At 72.1% G+C, this 15,474-nt stretch carries 15 protein-coding genes; 9 read left to right on the top strand and 6 right to left on the bottom strand.

Annotated elements, in window-relative coordinates:
• Positions 1-57: 57 nt before the first annotated feature.
• The 3 genes from N6H00_RS30280 to N6H00_RS30270 form a co-directional block, all read right to left on the bottom strand.
• Positions 58-1,599: a protein phosphatase 2C domain-containing protein gene (locus tag N6H00_RS30280; RefSeq protein WP_268975006.1), complete on the bottom strand. Its 1,542-nt coding sequence runs from the start codon at positions 1,597-1,599 to the stop codon at positions 58-60.
• 315 nt (positions 1,600-1,914) lie between these two features.
• Positions 1,915-3,372 carry a dihydrolipoyl dehydrogenase family protein gene (locus tag N6H00_RS30275; protein ID WP_268975005.1) on the bottom strand — a complete coding sequence of 486 codons (1,458 nt, stop codon included), beginning with the start codon at positions 3,370-3,372 and terminating at the stop codon, positions 1,915-1,917.
• Between the two features lie 53 nt (positions 3,373-3,425).
• Positions 3,426-3,917: a MerR family transcriptional regulator gene (locus N6H00_RS30270; RefSeq protein WP_268975004.1), complete on the bottom strand. Its 492-nt coding sequence runs from the start codon at positions 3,915-3,917 to the stop codon at positions 3,426-3,428.
• Between the two features lie 195 nt (positions 3,918-4,112).
• On the opposite strand from N6H00_RS30270, the gene N6H00_RS30265 reads away from it, so the two are divergent.
• Positions 4,113-5,051: an alpha/beta hydrolase gene (locus N6H00_RS30265; RefSeq protein ID WP_268975003.1), complete on the top strand. Its 939-nt coding sequence runs from the start codon at positions 4,113-4,115 to the stop codon at positions 5,049-5,051.
• A gap of 224 nt (positions 5,052-5,275) precedes the next feature.
• On the opposite strand, the gene N6H00_RS30260 is transcribed toward N6H00_RS30265, so the two are convergent.
• The 3 genes from N6H00_RS30260 to N6H00_RS30250 form a co-directional block, all read right to left on the bottom strand.
• A complete protein-coding gene (locus N6H00_RS30260) occupies positions 5,276-6,616 on the bottom strand; it encodes a YihY/virulence factor BrkB family protein (RefSeq protein WP_268975002.1) in 1,341 nt (446 codons plus the stop codon).
• Positions 6,617-6,804: 188 nt separating this feature from the next.
• The gene (locus tag N6H00_RS30255) at positions 6,805-7,359 is read right to left on the bottom strand and encodes a hypothetical protein (protein ID WP_268975001.1); all 555 of its coding nucleotides are present in this window, start codon (positions 7,357-7,359) and stop codon (positions 6,805-6,807) included.
• A 203-nt stretch (positions 7,360-7,562) separates the two neighbouring features.
• Complete coding sequence (locus N6H00_RS30250; RefSeq protein ID WP_268975000.1) at positions 7,563-8,780, bottom strand: helix-turn-helix domain-containing protein; 1,218 nt, start codon at positions 8,778-8,780, stop codon at positions 7,563-7,565.
• 15 nt (positions 8,781-8,795) lie between these two features.
• On the opposite strand from N6H00_RS30250, the gene N6H00_RS30245 reads away from it, so the two are divergent.
• The 8 genes from N6H00_RS30245 to N6H00_RS30215 all read left to right on the top strand — a co-directional run bounded on the left by N6H00_RS30245 (position 8,796) and on the right by N6H00_RS30215 (position 15,297).
• Positions 8,796-9,329: a GNAT family N-acetyltransferase gene (locus tag N6H00_RS30245; protein ID WP_268974999.1), complete on the top strand. Its 534-nt coding sequence runs from the start codon at positions 8,796-8,798 to the stop codon at positions 9,327-9,329.
• A 92-nt stretch (positions 9,330-9,421) separates the two neighbouring features.
• Positions 9,422-9,505 (top strand): putative leader peptide, encoded by an 84-nt coding sequence (locus tag N6H00_RS40245; RefSeq protein ID WP_309471194.1) that lies wholly within the window; start codon positions 9,422-9,424, stop codon positions 9,503-9,505.
• 215 nt (positions 9,506-9,720) lie between these two features.
• Positions 9,721-11,415 carry a nitrite/sulfite reductase gene (locus N6H00_RS30240; RefSeq protein ID WP_268974998.1) on the top strand — a complete coding sequence of 565 codons (1,695 nt, stop codon included), beginning with the start codon at positions 9,721-9,723 and terminating at the stop codon, positions 11,413-11,415.
• Entirely contained in the window at positions 11,412-11,597 is a 186-nt protein-coding gene (locus N6H00_RS30235; RefSeq protein ID WP_268974997.1) for a hypothetical protein, read from the top strand. Before N6H00_RS30240 ends, N6H00_RS30235 begins: the two co-directional genes overlap by 4 nt.
• Positions 11,594-12,292, top strand: coding sequence for a phosphoadenylyl-sulfate reductase (locus tag N6H00_RS30230; protein WP_268974996.1), 699 nt, complete (start codon positions 11,594-11,596; stop codon positions 12,290-12,292). Before N6H00_RS30235 ends, N6H00_RS30230 begins: the two co-directional genes overlap by 4 nt.
• Positions 12,274-12,864: an adenylyl-sulfate kinase gene (cysC, locus tag N6H00_RS30225; protein WP_268974995.1), complete on the top strand. Its 591-nt coding sequence runs from the start codon at positions 12,274-12,276 to the stop codon at positions 12,862-12,864. Before N6H00_RS30230 ends, cysC begins: the two co-directional genes overlap by 19 nt.
• 124 nt (positions 12,865-12,988) lie before the next feature.
• On the top strand, positions 12,989-13,927 hold the full coding sequence (cysD, locus tag N6H00_RS30220; RefSeq protein WP_268974994.1) for a sulfate adenylyltransferase subunit CysD: 939 nt from the start codon (positions 12,989-12,991) through the stop codon (positions 13,925-13,927).
• A gap of 2 nt (positions 13,928-13,929) precedes the next feature.
• Positions 13,930-15,297 (top strand): sulfate adenylyltransferase subunit 1, encoded by a 1,368-nt coding sequence (locus N6H00_RS30215; RefSeq protein ID WP_268974993.1) that lies wholly within the window; start codon positions 13,930-13,932, stop codon positions 15,295-15,297.
• The last annotated feature ends 177 nt before the right edge of the window (positions 15,298-15,474 follow it).

The raw sequence follows: 15,474 nt of genomic DNA, 5'->3' as shown, positions 1-15,474 counted from the left end.
GATCGGTGACTCTTGTTCGTTCCGTCACTCCTGTCCATCAACCCATGGACGCCGCGCTTACGCCTCCCAGACGGCGGCCGCCGTACGGTCGTCGGCGTATCCCTTCACCCCGGTCTGGGTGTCGGCGAGGAACGCGGCCAGGCCCGGCGGCTCCGCCGCGCCCCAGCGTGCGGCCAAGTGGTCGGCGAGGGCGGCCTCGCCGCGCAGGGGCTCGGCGAGGCCCGCGCCGCACAGCAGAAGGGTGTCGCCCGGCCGGGCTACGGAGGTGCGGAAGCGGAACGGTCCGGGGGCGGGGGCAGGGTCGTGGTCGGGGCCGGTCTTGTGCTCGGGCTCGGTGGGTGCGGAGGTGTCCCCGGCCGGTTCCAGGTCCTGCCAGACGCCGTCCCGCAGACGGAACAGCCCGCCGTCGCCGACGCCGAAGAACACCCGGGTGCGGCAGGCCGGATGCGCCGGGAGCAGCAGACAGCGCACCGACGCGGTGCAGTCGGCGGCGGCCAGGCCGCGTACGGCCGCGCCGGCCCGCAGCCGCCCGTAGGCACGGCCGGTGAGCCGGTGCAGTCCGGAGCTGAGCGCGCCGCGGTTGGCGGTGTGGATGTCCTCCGTCAGCCGGATCCGATTGCGGCCGACCGCCCCGGCGATCCACTCGCACAGCTCACGCGCCGCCCGGTGCGCCCCCGGGGCCGCCCGCGGTCCGCTCGCCAGGGCCACCACGACGAGGGCGCTGTCCCCGGTTCCGAACCGCGCCGCGAGCAGCGCGTCCCGCCGCGGCTCGCCCCGGTAGCGGGCCGCGGCTCCGCGCAGCGAAGCGGCCCGGAGCGTCAGCGTGCCGTAGCGGGCGCCCTCCAGCACGGTGTCGGGGACCAGGTCCCGCAGGTCCTCGGGGTCGGCGACGGGGAGGGTGGTCGGCTCGGCCTCGTACGTGGGCGGCTCGTCGCCGGCGTACGAGGCCGCCGCGGTCCGCCAAGGCCGGGACGGCTGGGCGGGCCGGGAGGGCTCGGGCTTCGGGGTGGGGCGGGGTGACGCGGGCGGCCCGGCGGCGCGCGAGGGCGGCGGTGATGGCGGCGATGACGGTGCCGGGGAATCCGCACGGCCCGGTGCGGTACCCGGTTCCGTACGTTCCGCCGTGGCGCCCGGGTCCGCGCCGTCCCACGCGGCGCCCGGTTCCGTGCCGGCTGGTGCGACGCCGGACTTCGCGGTGCGGTCCGGCGCGGCACCGGCTCCGGCTCCGGCTCCGGCGTTGCCTCCCAGAGCGGGACCGGCTCCACAGTTGCCGTCCCGCGCCGTGCCGTCCTGGGAGGGCGGTGCGGCACCGGGCCCCTCGCCGCCGGGAGATCGCCACCCCTGCGGGCCACCTCCCGCGCCGGCGTCCGAGCCCGGTGCGGCACCGCCCGGCTGTCCCGCCCACGGCCCCCAGGGGGCGCCCGCGGCCGGTCTCCGGTCACCGGCGTCCCCGTCGCCGGTGAGCGTGCGGGAGGCCGAGTCGAACCGGTCGTCCACGGAGTCCGAGGCCGCCGCGGGCCCCGCGTCGGCACGCCGCGGGTCGTACAACTCGGCCCACCAGTCGTCCTCTTGACCGCGTCGGTCGCCCTGCTGACTCATCCCCACATTGTCCACAGCCAGGCACCACGGGAACACCACGCGTTGACCGGCACGAGGCCCGCCCGAGACGCGCTCGAGCTCCGCCGGGCGAGCGGCCCCGCCCGCGAGCCCCGGCCGAGCCCCGGCCCCGCGAGCCGTCGCCGTGTCCGGGAGGAGCCGGCCCCCGCGACGAGCGCACCCGATCCGCCCGACAGGGGTCCGGACGCTGCCAGAGGGCACCTCCGGGCCGGGGCCGGAGGGGGAAGCCCCGCCCGCGGCCCCCGCTGTCCGAAGGGCCCGGCAGGGCGAGGGGTTCCGCGGAGACGGAGGCGCCCGTCAGCCCCGGTACGCCTCCAGGAGCCGCAGCCATACCTCGCTCATCGTGGGGAACGACGGCACCGCGTGCCACAGCCGCTCGATGGGGACCTCGCCCGCCACCGCCACCGTCGCCGAGTGGAGCAGTTCGCCGACCCCCGGGCCCACGAAGGTGACGCCGATCGGATGGCCCCGGTCCAGGTCGACGACCATACGGGCCCGGCCCCGGTAGCCGTCCCCGTACAGCACCGAGCCCTCGACCTGGCCCATGTCGTAGTCGACGACGCGGATGCTGCGGCCCTCGGCCTCGGCCTGCTCCGCGGTCAGGCCGACCGCCGCGACCTCCGGGTCGGTGAACACGACCTGCGGGACGGCCGCCTCGTCCGCCGTGGTCGCGTGCGCGCCCCAGCGGTCCGTGTCCAGCAGCGGGACGTCCTGCGCGCGGGCCCCGATCGCCGCGCCCGCGATCCGTGCCTGGTATTTGCCCTGGTGGGTGAGGAGCGCCCGGTGGTTGACATCGCCCACCGCGTACAGCCAGCCGCCCGGTACGTCCCGCACCCGGCAGGTCTCGTCGACCGACAGCCAGCCGCCCGGTTCGAGTCCCACCGTCTCCAGGCCCAGGTCCTCGGTGTGCGGGGCGCGCCCGGTGGCGAACAGCACCTCGTCCGCCTCGAGCCGCTCCCCGTTCTCCAGGGTCACCGTGACCGGCCCCTCCGCTCCGCCCGGCCGGGCGACGCCCTTCACCGACGTACCGGTGCGGATCTCGGCCCCGGCCTCCCTCAGCGTCTCGGCCACCAGCTCGCCGGCGAACGGCTCGATACGGGTCAGCAGCCCGGAGCCGCGCACCAGCATGGTGACGCGTGAGCCGAGGCCGCTCCAGGCCGTGGCCATCTCGGCGGCCACCACACCGCCGCCCACCACGACCAGCCGCTCCGGCACCACGCCGGAGCTGGTGGCCTCCCGGCTGGTCCAGGGGCGGACCTCGGCGATACCGGGCAGGTCGGGCAGCGCGGCCCGGGTCCCGGTGCAGACGGCCACGGCGTGCCGGGCGGTGAGGATCCGCTCGTCGCCGCCGCCGTCGGATCCGTCCGGCGGTGTCACCGCGACCCGCTGCGGCCCGACCAGCCGCCCGTGGCCGCGCACCAGGTCGATCCCGGCCGACTCCAGCCAGGGGAGGGCACCGTCGTCCTTCCAGTGGCCGACCTGCTTGTCCCGGTGGGCGAGGACATCGGCCGCCGACAGCGGTCCGCCGACCGCCTGCCGCAGCCCCGGCACGTGGCGGGCCTCGGCCCGCGCGAGCACCGGACGCAGCAGCGACTTGCTGGGGACGCAGGCCCAGTACGAGCATTCACCGCCGACCAGCTCACGCTCCACGATCACCGTGGAGAGCCCGGCGGCACGGGTCCGGTCGGCCAGGTTCTCACCGACCGGGCCCGCGCCCAGCACGATGACGTCGTACTCGTCCGTGGCCTGGTTCATCGCAACCCGCTCTCTCGCTCGTATCACCGTCTCGGCGCCATCGCGGCGTCGAGTTACCGCGCACAGCCATCCGAATCAGCGTTCCGGCCGAGCCCATGTGGCGTAGGCGGTACGGGTCCCGCGGTCACGGCGCTTTCAAGCCTGTCATCCGCTGTGCGGCCCGGTGCGTGTTCCTGCTGCCCGTTGGTCTCGCGCAGGGCCGCGAGATAGTCGGCGATCGCGTCCCTGTTGCGGGTCAGACAGTCGATGCGTGCCGTGAGGCTGGCCTGCTCGGCTTCCAGGAGCGCGACCATCTCCGGTGTCAGACCGGAGAAGCGGATGGTGCTGCGCGGGGTGGAGATGCACGGCAGGACCCGCTGGATCAGGCGGGTCGGCAGACCGGCCTGCAGAAGGTCTCGGATCTGCACAATCCGCCCCAGGGCATTTTCGTCGTACTCCCGGTAGCCGTTTTCGGAGCGACCGGGCGTGATCAGACCCTGCTGTTCGTAGTACCGCAGCAGCCGCGGAGTCGTTCCCGTGCGCTGCGCCGCCTCGCCGATGCGCATGCCCTCGATCTTAGGGCAAGGCAGCCTCCAGAAGGCTGTGACCTGCACGGTTTGACCTTGACATCAGTGTCAGGGATGGACGCTGACGACGTTGGCGAGGTCCACCGGAACCGTCTCGGCGGCGTACCCCACAGGGCATGTATCTCGTCCGTGTGGCACACCGGGGCCGCGCAATCAGTGGCATCGACGAAAGACATGAGCACCATGAACGTGACACCAGAGGCCGCAGCACTGCTGGAACGCTGGATACAAGCGGCCAGCGGCATCGCTCCCGCGCTTGCCGGGGAAGGCGACCTCAGCTGGGCGGAAGTGCGGGACAACTACGGCAGGGAACTCGCCGCCGCTCTCCCGGCACCGCACGGCGTGACCTTCGAGAGGACCGAGCTCGATGGCGTGCCGACCATGCTGGTGGTGCCGGAGGAAGTGACCGATGACCGGACACTGCTCTACATCCACGGCGGAGGCTATGTACACGGGGCGGTCGAGGCCTATGTCGGACTGACCGGCCACTACGCCAAACGCCTGCGGGCACGGGTGTTTGTGCCCGACTACCGCCAGGCCCCCGAGCATCCCTTCCCCACCCCCATCGACGACGTGTTCACCGCCTACCGGGCGCTCCTCGCGGCGGGGACCGCTCCTGAGAAGATCGCGATCTCGGGTGACTCCGCCGGGGGCGCGATGGTGATCACGGTCATGCGCAAGGCACGCGCCGCGGGCCTGCCGCTGCCCGTGGCGGGCGTCTCCCTCTCGCCCTGGGCCGACCTGACGCACTCCGGCTCCTCGGTCCAGAGCCGCAACGGCCTCGACCCATTGACCAGCGGAGAATTCCTGGAGAAGCTCGCTCGCGCGTTCCTGGGCAACGCGCTGCCGACCGATCCGGACGCCTCGCCCGTCTTCGCCGATGTGCGCGGCCTGGCCCCGACCTTGATCCAGATGGGTGAGAACGAAGTGATGCTCAGCAGCGGCATCACGCTCGCCGGACGGCTCGCAGAACAACGCGTCCGCACCACCCTTGAGGTATGGCCCCACATGTTCCACGTCTGGCACCTGCTGGCCGGCCACATGGCCGAGGCCGACGAGGCCCTCGACAACGCCGTCTCCTTCATCACGCGGGAGTACGAGCGAGCGCGCTGAGGCACCCCACCACGCATCCCGGTCACTCCGCCTCACGGCCCGTGAGGCGATCTTCGAAGAACGGGCGTTCTCCGAAGGTTTCCCGCCGGGATGCAGGGTGTGGCGGAGCCGCGACCAACGCCAGGTCCCGGCCCAGCGCAAGCCCCGCCGCGAGTACGAGAAGCGCGTCAGCACCCTCCCCCCGGGCGCGCGTACGGGCCTCGTCGCGGAACGGGGCCTCGGGGTCAGCGCACCGAGTGGTCGTCATCCGCCACGGTGCCGCCCGTGGCGCGGGGGTCCGTGCGGCGGGCGTCCGTGGCGCGGGTGTCCGTGGCGGGAGTGTCGTCCGCGCCGTCCGCCGCGGACCGCACCTCCGGGCGCCTCGGTGCCTGCCGGGGTGTCCGGGGCTCCGCGGACGGCCCGGACGCCTTGCCCGAGGGCTTACCGGCGGAGGCCCCGGTGGACGCCCCGGTGGACTTCTCCCCCGCCTCGCGCTTGGTGTGCAGCCGGGAGCGTACGTCCGCGTGCGGCAGGAACTGGGCCCAGCGCTCGGGGAACTCCGACGGCGGGGTGATCTCCGCCGCGCCGTCGTCCGCCGTGCGCTGATCCCTCGCCCGCAGCCGGGCCGCCTCCTCCCGGGCGCGGGCGACGGCCTCCGCGCGCCCGGCGGCCGTGGCCACCGACGGCCAGACCCGGTCGATCGCGGCGTTGACCGCCGCCCCGACCAGCACCGCGAAGGCGGACACCCCGATCCACAGCAGCACCGCGACGGGTGCGGCCAGCGAGCCGTAGATCGTCGGGCCCTCGACCGTATGGATCAGGTAGATCCGCAGCAGGAAACTGCCCAGCACCCACATCGCGAGGGCCACCAGTGCCCCGGGGATGTCCTCGCGCCACGGCGAGCGCACCGGCACGGACACGTGGTAGAGCGTGGTGAGGAAGGCGACGGACAACACCAGCACCACCGGCCAGTACAGGGCCGGTACGAGATCGCCGCTGGACGGCAGCAGGTTCACCACCGCCTCCGGCCCTATGACCATCAGCGGCAGCGCCACCGCCCCGGCCACGAGCGCCACCAGATAGAGCAGGAACGACAGCAGCCGGGTCCTGACGATCCCGCGCCGCCCCTCCAGTCCGTACATGATGGTGATGGTGTCCACGAACACGTTCACCGCGCGCGAACCGGACCACAGGGCGATGGCGAAGCCAAGCGAGATGACATCGGGGCGGCCGCCCTCGATGACATCGTCCAGCAGCGGCCGGGCGATCTCCCGCACGCCCCGGTCGGACAGCACGGTCGCGGAGGCGTCGAGGATGTTCTGCCGGATGGTGGCCACCGTGTCGGTGCTCGTCCACGCGTCGAAGTAGCCGAGCAGTCCGATCAGGGCGAGCAGCAGTGGCGGCAGCGACAGCAGGGTGAAGAAGGCCGCCTCGGCGGCGAGCCCGGTGACCCGGTACTCCATACAGGAGTTGACGGTGTCCTTCAGCAGCAGCCAGGCCATCCTGCGCTTGGACACGTTGCGGTACAGGGCGCGGGCCTTGCGGAGCCGGCCGGGCGGCTTCGGTGTTTCATCTGCTGGCTGCACCTTCTCACCGTATCGGGGGTTCTCCCCCTCGCTCACCCGGTGACCAGGCCGAACCGCCGCAAAAGGCGTCGACGGAGGGGATGCCGCGCCGACTCGGCACCACCCTCCGCCCGCCGGGCCCACTGTCCGAGCCGGATACCGCCATGCGCAAAGGTTGCGCCGCGTTGCAGCGGTGCGCCGGCCGCGGGTCAGCAGCCTCCGCAGTTGTAGTAGGTCACGTCCCAGTGGTTGCTCTCGCGCGCGTAGATGTTGCCCGAGCCGGACTTGTACTGCTGGGCGCCGTCACCGGGGCGCGGGCCGATGTTGCTGAAGGTGCCGGTGATGTAGTTGCTGAGGCAGCTGGTGGGGCTGAAGTCGAGCTTGTAGCCGTTCCAGTGGCTGTACGTACCGGAGGCGTGCCCGGTCTCCGTGCCGCCGGTGATGGTGAGCGCGCAGCCGCTGGCCTGCTTCAGGGTGATGGCACCCTGCACGGTGGTCAGGTTGATCTGCTCGAACGAGGTGCAGGTGGGGGTGTTGCGGTCCGAGCAGCCCCCACTGGAGGTCCAGGAGATCCCGGCGGCGCGCAGCCGGTTCGCCGCGTCGGAGTGGCTGAGCTTGGTCACCGCGACGGCGGAAGGGGCGTCGGCGGCCGGGGGGACGCTGGGTGCGGCCACCGCGCTGTGGGCGGTGAAAACGCCGGTGGTCGCGAGGACCGCGCCGCCGAGCAGCGCGCCGAGTCTGGTCCGGATGCTGGTCACAGCCATGGTCGTGTTCGTCTCCTCCGTCTGCCGATCCGTGGGCCGTCGAGGACGGCGGCAACACGATCCCAGCCCTCCGGGTCGAGTGGACCGCCATCGGGGAAATTGGGACAGCGGGCTCGGAAACCGCCCCCGACCTGCGGGGACGGCGGGCGCTGGGATGCCGGCTGGGATGCCGGGTGAGGTGGCGATGGCGCGACGAGCCACGATCAGCGCCTCTTAGCCCCCTCGGCCCCCTTGGTCCCCTTGGCCCCCTCGGCCCCCTTCGTTCCGGCGCGATAGGCGCGGTCGCAGGACTTCCAGGCGCTGAAGTCATGGGTTCGCGCCCACAGCCGATGGGCCGCCCGGATGTTCCAGTCCGGGTCCAGTGCCTGCTCACGGGTGCCGTCGAGCGTGCGCAGCGTGCCGTCGTACAGCTGGAAGACGCCCCAGTTCCGGGTGGCGTTGGTGTTGGGCAGGGTGTAGAGGGGGTCGAGGTACGAGGCGCAGTCGGCGATGCCGACCGCGCGCTCGGGGTCCTCGGTGAAGACCTCGCGGATGCGCCGGGCGACCCGCTCGGGTGTCCAGGTGTCGAGCGGCTTCCCCTCGGTCTCGTAGAGCGCCCGTTTCGTCCGCTCGTCCACCGATCCGTTCGGCGTCAGCCCGCTGCGGAGCTGGAACACCACGACCCGCATCTGGGTGACCGGGCCGAAGGCCCCGTCGACGTCGAGCTCACCGCCGGCGCGGGCGAGCAGCGACTGGAGCTCGTGCACACACGCGTCCGACTGCCCCATGCTCACCACGACCGGACAGCGGGAGGACAGCAGCAGCCGGCCGTCCGAGGACCCGCCCGAGCCGCCCCTGAGTCCCAGCGCGTCCCCTAACAGCACGACCGCCGTCGCGGCGGCGGTGAGCGCGGTCAGGAGGAGCCCGGCGATCAGCGGCCGACGCCGCGCCGGCGGCCGCGCGGCCGCCCCGGCCGCCGCCCCCGGCCCCGGCTCGACCCCCGGGCCCGGCTCCGGCTCGACCCCCGGCTCGGTATCCGACTCACCGTCCGTCTCGGCCCGTGAGACGGCGGGGGTCGCCGATACGGCGGCGGCCGGGGCGCGGGAGACGGCGGTCGATGCGCGGGAGACGGCCCGTTTACGCTCGGCGTCGGCCAGGACCCAGCGCCGGTGCAGCTCCAGCAGTTCCTCGCGGCCGGCCCCGCACACCTTGCCGAACCGCGCGATCACCTCGTAGTCGCCGGGCACGCTCGCCCCCGAGCAGTAGCGGTGCAGGGCCGAGCCGCTCACCCCGCTGCGGGCGGCCAGCGCCGCGTAGCTGCGGTCCGTCCTCCCCTTGAGCTCGCGCAACAGCTCCGCGAACTTCGCCACGTCCCCCACGTCCGCCACGTCCGCAACACCCCCCGCGTCGATACCCGTCAACGGCGAGTCAACGGCGTCCATGGTTATCTGTCCACCATGAGCATCACCGTGACCACCTGGTACCTGGAGCAGACCGCCGCCTCGGATCTCAGCCCGGCACAGGAGCCGCCCGCCACGGCGGAGGTGCGGATCGTCCGGGCCGAGGTGCCGAGCCCCGAGTTCAGCCACTTCCTGTACACGGCGGTGGGCTCGGACGTGGCGTGGACCGACCGGCTGGTGTGGTCGCGTGCGGCGTGGGAGGGGTATCTGCACCGGCCCGGTGTGGAGACCTGGGTGGCGTACGAGCGCGGCACCCCGGCCGGGTACATCGAGCTGGAGGGCCAGGACGAGGGCGTGGTGGAGATCGCCTACTTCGGCCTGGTACCGGCCTTCCGGGGCCGCCGTATCGGTGGGCATCTGCTGAGCTGGGGGACCGCCCGCGCCTGGGACATGGCCGACCGGTGGCCGGACCGGGTGCCGACCAAGCGGGTATGGGTGCACACGTGCAGCAAGGACGGGCCGTACGCGCTGGACAACTACCGCCGCCGGGGTTTCCGCGTCTTCGACGTCAAGACGGCGGACGAAGAGTGACCAACACCACAACGTCTTGCTAGCTGAGACATATCAGTCCGCATAGTGGATAAAGGTGGACTCGCCAGAGACCACCATGCGACGCTTCCGTCATGTCTCGAGCTGGAATTGCCTTGGTGAGTCGACGCCACGTCGACCTCGGCCGCATGTCCAGCGCGATCTGTCCGGCGGGCTGACCCGCACCTCGTCAGGGCCCCGGGGCCCCGGTCAGCACCACCGCACATCTTTCGCCGCCCCCGACGACGTGGGCGAGCGCGCACGCCTCCACACCTCGCCGCCGCACCTCGCACCGGTCACCGCCGTCACCCCTGTCCGCCTGCGTATGCGCAGGTCAAAGGGTGCGCGAGTACCGTCCGCCGCACCAGAGCCGCTCAGAAGGACACACACCGCCATGGCTGCCACCCCGGAACGCGCAAGCGCAACGCCCCGCCGCAAGGCCGGACGCCACCGCGGCGAAGGCCAGTGGGCCGCGGGGCACTTCACCCCCCTCAACGGCAACGAGCAGACCAAGAAGGACGACGACGGTCTCAATGTGCGGACACGCATTGAGACGATCTACGCCCACCGCGGCTTCGACTCCATCGACGGCGCCGATCTGCGCGGCCGGATGCGCTGGTGGGGCCTCTACACCCAGCGCAAGCCCGGGATCGACGGCGGCAAGACCGCGATCCTGGAGCCGGAGGAGCTGGACGACGAGTACTTCATGATGCGGGTCCGGGTGGACGGCGGCCGGCTGACCACCGAGCAGCTGCGGGTCATCGGGGAGATCTCGCAGGAGTTCGCACGCGGCACCGCGGACATCACCGACCGGCAGAACATCCAGTACCACTGGATCCGGATCGAGGACGTGCCCGAGATCTGGCGGCGTCTGGAGGCCGTCGGGCTGTCCACCACGGAGGCGTGCGGTGACACCCCCCGCGTGATCATCGGGTCGCCGGTCGCCGGGATCGCCGAGGACGAGATCATCGACGGCACCTCCGCGATCGAGGAGATCCACCGCCGCTACATCGGCAGCAAGGAGTTCTCCAACCTGCCGCGCAAGTTCAAGACCGCGATCTCCGGTTCCCCGGTGCTCGACGTGGTGCACGAGATCAACGACGTCTCGTTCGTCGGTGTCCGCCACCCCGAGCACGGCCCCGGCTTCGACCTGTGGGTCGGCGGCGGGCTGTCCACCAACCCCAAGATCGGCGTACGGCTCGGCGCCTGGGTCCCGCTGGAGGAGGTCCCGGACGTCTGGGCCGGGGTCACCTCCATCTTCCGCGACTACGGCTACCGGCGGCTGCGCAACCGCGCCCGGCTGAAGTTCCTGGTCGCCGACTGGGGCCCGGCGAAGTTCCGGCAGGTGCTGGAGGACGAGTACCTGAAGCGCCCGCTGATCGACGGTCCGGCGCCCGAGCAGCCGGCCCAGCGGTGGCGTGACCACATGGGCGTCCACCGTCAGCAGGACGGCCGCTACTACGTGGGCTTCGCGCCGCGCGTCGGCCGGGTGGACGGCGCGACCCTCGCCAAGATCGCCGACCTGGCCGAGGCACATGGCTCCGGGCGGCTGACCACCACCGTCGAGCAGAAGATGATCGTGCTCGATGTGGCCGAGGACCAGGTGGAGTCGCTGGTCGCCGGGTTGGAGGCGCTGGACCTCCAGGTCACGCCGTCCCCGTTCCGGCGCGGCACGATGGCCTGCACCGGTATCGAGTTCTGCAAGCTGGCGATCGTCGAGACCAAGGGGCGCGGCTCCTGGCTGATCGACGAACTGGAGCGCCGGCTGCCCGAGTTCGACGAGCCGATCACCATCAACCTCAATGGCTGCCCGAACGCGTGTGCCCGCATCCAGGTCGCGGACATCGGCCTCAAGGGCCAGCTGGTCATGGACGCCAACGGCGAGCAGGTGGAGGGCTACCAGGTGCACCTGGGCGGCGCCCTGGGCCTGGAGCCGGGTTTCGGCCGCAAGGTGCGCGGGCTGAAGGTCACCGCCGCCGAGCTCCCCGACTACGTGGAGCGGCTGCTGCGCCGCTTCCAGGAGGAGCGCGAGGACGGCGAGCGCTTCGCCACCTGGGCCGGCCGGGCCTCCGAGGAGGCCCTCACATGAGCGAGCGTGCCGCGCCGTTCTACTGCCCTTACTGCGGTGACGAGGACCTGCGGCCCTCGGAGGAGGGCCATGGCGCATGGGAATGCGCGTCCTGCAACCGCGCGTTCCGCCTGTCGTTCCTCGGGCTGCTGGCCAAGGGTCTGCGGCCCGACACGGTCGATGAAGGGGGCACGACGATATGACCCGGCTCGAGCAGACCGATCTCGAGGGGCTCGCCGAGAAGGCGGGCCGCGAGCTCGAGGACGCCCCCGCGCTGGAGATCCTGCGCTGGGCGGCGGACACCTTCGGATCACGTTTCTGTGTCACCTCCTCGATGGAGGACGCGGTGGTGGCGCATCTCGCCTCCCGCGCCTTCCCCGGTGTCGACGTGGTCTTCCTCGACACCGGCTACCACTTCCCCGAGACCATCGGCACCCGTGACGCGGTGGAAGCCGTGATGGACGTCAACGTCATCACACTGACGCCCCGTCAGACCGTCGCCGAGCAGGACGCCGAGTACGGCCCCAGGCTGCACGACCGCAACCCCGACCTGTGCTGCGCCCTGCGCAAGGTCCAGCCGCTCGAGGAGGGGCTGCGGGAGTACGACGCCTGGGCGACGGGTCTGCGCCGGGACGAATCCCCAACGCGCGCCAACACCCCGGTCGTTGGCTGGGACGCCGCGCGACGTAAGGTGAAGATCTCGCCGATCGCCCGCTGGACCCAGGCGGATGTCGACGCGTACATCGCCGAGCACGGTGTGCTGACCAACCCCCTGCTGATGGACGGCTATCCGTCGATAGGCTGCGCCCCCTGCACCCGCCGGGTTCTGGAAGGCGAGGACATCCGGTCCGGCCGCTGGGCGGGACGCACCAAGACCGAATGCGGGCTGCACGGCTGATGGCTGTCGACCAGGAGAACGAGATGAGCGCCCCCACGACCACCGGCGCCACGGTGTGGCTGACCGGTCTGCCGAGCGCGGGAAAGACCACGATCGCCTATGCGCTGGCCGAGCGGCTGCGCGGCGAGGGCCACCGGGTGGAGGTGCTCGACGGGGACGAGATCCGCGAGTTCCTCTCCGCGGGGCTCGGCTTCTCCCGCGAGGACCGGCACACCAACGTCCAGCGGATCGGCTTCGTCGCCGAGCTGCTCGCCTCGCACGGGGTCACGGTGCTGGTGCCGGTCATCGCCCCGTACGCGGACAGCCGCGAGGCGGTGCGCAAGCGCCACAAGCGCGAGGGCACCCCGTATCTGGAGGTGCACGTGGCCACCCCGGTCGAGGTGTGCTCGGAGCGGGATGTGAAGGGTCTGTACGCGAAGCAGGCCGCGGGCGAGATCTCGGGCCTGACCGGTGTCGACGACCCCTACGAGGCCCCTGCCGACCCGGATCTGCGCATCGAAACCCACAAGAACGGGGTGCAGGAGTCGGCGGCCGAGGTGCGGTTGCTGTTGAGTGAAAGGGGACTGCTGTGAGTCACGCGCGCGCGGCCACCACGCTCCCCGCACCCGGACGCCCTGCGTCCGGCAGTGCCCACGGCGGAGCCGCCGATGCAACGGGAAGCCACTACCGCAGCCGAGCGAACGAAAGGGGCGCGGCATGACGACCGTGACGGCGATCAACGCGGACGAGGGCGCGGGCCTGTACGCGCTCTCGCACCTGGACGCGTTGGAGTCCGAGGCGGTGCACATCTTCCGTGAGGTGGCGGGCGAGTTCGAGCGGCCGGTGATCCTGTTCTCCGGCGGCAAGGACTCCATCGTCATGCTGCATCTCGCGCTCAAGGCGTTCGCCCCGGCGGCGGTGCCGTTCTCGCTGCTGCACGTGGACACCGGACACAACTTCCCCGAGGTCATCGCCTACCGGGACAACGCGGTCGCCCGGCACGGGCTGCGGCTGCACGTGGCCTCCGTCCAGGAGTTCATCGACGACGGCCGGCTGCGGGAGCGCCCGGACGGCACCCGCAACCCGCTCCAGACCGTGCCGCTGCTGGACGCCATCGAGAAGAACCGCTTCGACGCGGTCTTCGGCGGTGGCCGCCGGGACGAGGAGAAGGCCCGCGCCAAGGAGCGGGTGTTCTCGCTGCGGGACGAGTTCGGCGGCTGGGACCCGCGCCGGCAGCGCCCCGAGCTGTGGCAGCTCTACAACGGCCGCCACTCCCCCGGTGAGCATGTGCGGGTCTTCCCGCTGTCGAACTGGACCGAGCTGGACGTGTGGCAGTACATCGCCCGGGAGAAGATCGACCTCCCACAGATCTACTACGCGCATGAGCGCGAGGTCTTCCGGCGCGGTGGCATGTGGCTGGCGCCCGGTGAGTGGGGCGGCCCGAAGGACGGCGAGACCGTGGAGCGGCGCATGGTGCGCTACCGCACCGTGGGCGACATGTCCTGCACGGGTGCCGTCGAGTCGGACGCGGTGACCATCGAGCAGGTCATCGATGAGATAGCCGCCTCCAGACTGACCGAGCGGGGTGCGACCCGCGCCGACGACAAGCTGTCGGAGGCCGCGATGGAGGACCGCAAGCGCGAGGGGTACTTCTAACCATGACGAGCAATCTGACGTCCGGGGAGCAGGCCGCCGCGGCCGCCGTCGAGCGGTCCGCCGCCACCTCGCAGCTGCGCTTCGCCACCGCCGGCTCGGTGGACGACGGCAAGTCCACCCTGGTCGGGCGGCTGCTGCACGACTCCAAGTCGGTACTGGCCGATCAGCTCGAGGCCGTGGAGCACGCCTCGCGCAGCCGTGGCCAGGAGGCCCCGGACCTGGCGCTGCTGACGGACGGACTGCGCGCGGAGCGGGAGCAGGGCATCACCATCGATGTCGCGTACCGCTACTTCGCCACCCCGAAGCGGCGGTTCATCCTCGCCGACACCCCCGGCCATGTGCAGTACACCCGCAACATGGTCACCGGCGCCTCCACCGCCGAGCTCGCCGTGGTGCTGGTGGACGCGCGCAACGGCGTGGTCGAGCAGACCCGCAGGCACGCCGCGGTCGCCGCCCTGCTGCGGGTGCCGCATGTGGTCCTCGCCGTCAACAAGATGGACCTGGTGGACTACGCGGAGCCGGTCTTCGCGGCCATCGCCGAGGAGTTCACCACCTACGCGGCCTCGCTGGGCGTGCCGGAGATCACCGCCATCCCGATCTCGGCGCTCGCCGGGGACAACGTGGTGACCCCGTCGGCCAACATGGACTGGTACGGCGGCCCGACCGTGCTGGAGCACCTGGAGACCGTGCCGGTGGGCACCGACCCGTCCCAGGACCCGGCGCGTTTCCCGGTGCAGTACGTGATCCGTCCGCAGACCGCCGAACACCCCGACTACCGCGGCTACGCCGGCCAGATCGCCTCCGGTGTGCTGCGCGTCGGCGACGCCGTCACCGTGCTGCCGTCCGGCCGGACCAGCACCATCACCGGGATCGACGCGCTGGGCACGCTGGTGGACGTGGCGTGGGCTCCGCAGTCGGTGACCGTCACGCTCGCCGACGACCTGGACATCTCGCGCGGCGATCTGATCGCGCCGAGCGACCACGTCCCGCAGACCACCCAGGACGTCGAGGCCACCGTGTGCCATCTGCACGACCGTCCGCTGCGCGTGGGCGACCGGGTGCTGCTCAAGCACACCACCCGCACGGTGAAGGCGATCGTCAAGGACATCCCGTCCCGGCTGACGCTGGCCGATCTGTCGCACCACCCGGCGCCGGGTGAGCTGGCCGCCAATGACATCGGCCGGGTCGTGCTCCGTACGTCCGAGCCGCTGGCGCTGGACGCGTACGACGCGTCGCGGCGCACCGGTTCCTTCCTGCTGATCGACCCGGCCGACGGCACCACGCTGACCGCCGGGATGGCGGGTGACTCCTTCGCGGCGTCGGCCCAGGGTGCCGAGTCCGCGCGGGACGACGAGGGATGGGACTTCTGACCATGGCCGGTGAGGTGTTCTCGACGTTCGCCAAGGAGGGCGGCCGGGTGGGCAGCGGCGCGCTCGGCAGCGGCCAGGGCGGGGTCGGACGATGTGCGTGCTGACGCCGCCGTCCGCTCCTGTCCACCACCGCCGTCGCATCCCGTCTGACCTGCCGGGCGTCCTCTGACGCCGTCC

It is taken from the genome of Streptomyces sp. S465 (genome assembly GCF_026898115.1).
Classification (GTDB): Bacteria; Actinomycetota; Actinomycetes; order Streptomycetales; family Streptomycetaceae; genus Streptomyces; species Streptomyces luomodiensis.
The sequence above is the reverse complement of the archived record's forward strand: the minus strand, read 5'-3'. Positions and strand labels throughout refer to the sequence as shown.

What these genes read in the sequence shown, in the direction of transcription:
- N6H00_RS30280 (WP_268975006.1), bottom strand. Translation starts at nt 1,599, where the DNA reads ATGAGTCAGCAGGGCGACCGACGCGGTCAAGAGGACGACTGGTGGGCC.
- N6H00_RS30275 (WP_268975005.1), bottom strand. Translation starts at nt 3,372, where the DNA reads ATGAACCAGGCCACGGACGAGTACGACGTCATCGTGCTGGGCGCGGGC.
- N6H00_RS30270 (WP_268975004.1), bottom strand. Translation starts at nt 3,917, where the DNA reads ATGCGCATCGGCGAGGCGGCGCAGCGCACGGGAACGACTCCGCGGCTG.
- N6H00_RS30265 (WP_268975003.1), top strand. Translation starts at nt 4,113, where the DNA reads ATGAGCACCATGAACGTGACACCAGAGGCCGCAGCACTGCTGGAACGC.
- N6H00_RS30255 (WP_268975001.1), bottom strand. Translation starts at nt 7,359, where the DNA reads ATGGCTGTGACCAGCATCCGGACCAGACTCGGCGCGCTGCTCGGCGGC.
- N6H00_RS30250 (WP_268975000.1), bottom strand. Translation starts at nt 8,780, where the DNA reads ATGGACGCCGTTGACTCGCCGTTGACGGGTATCGACGCGGGGGGTGTT.
- N6H00_RS30245 (WP_268974999.1), top strand. Translation starts at nt 8,796, where the DNA reads ATGAGCATCACCGTGACCACCTGGTACCTGGAGCAGACCGCCGCCTCG.
- N6H00_RS40245 (WP_309471194.1), top strand. Translation starts at nt 9,422, where the DNA reads ATGTCTCGAGCTGGAATTGCCTTGGTGAGTCGACGCCACGTCGACCTC.
- N6H00_RS30240 (WP_268974998.1), top strand. Translation starts at nt 9,721, where the DNA reads ATGGCTGCCACCCCGGAACGCGCAAGCGCAACGCCCCGCCGCAAGGCC.
- N6H00_RS30235 (WP_268974997.1), top strand. Translation starts at nt 11,412, where the DNA reads ATGAGCGAGCGTGCCGCGCCGTTCTACTGCCCTTACTGCGGTGACGAG.
- N6H00_RS30230 (WP_268974996.1), top strand. Translation starts at nt 11,594, where the DNA reads ATGACCCGGCTCGAGCAGACCGATCTCGAGGGGCTCGCCGAGAAGGCG.
- cysC (WP_268974995.1), top strand. Translation starts at nt 12,274, where the DNA reads ATGCGGGCTGCACGGCTGATGGCTGTCGACCAGGAGAACGAGATGAGC.
- cysD (WP_268974994.1), top strand. Translation starts at nt 12,989, where the DNA reads ATGACGACCGTGACGGCGATCAACGCGGACGAGGGCGCGGGCCTGTAC.
- N6H00_RS30215 (WP_268974993.1), top strand. Translation starts at nt 13,930, where the DNA reads ATGACGAGCAATCTGACGTCCGGGGAGCAGGCCGCCGCGGCCGCCGTC.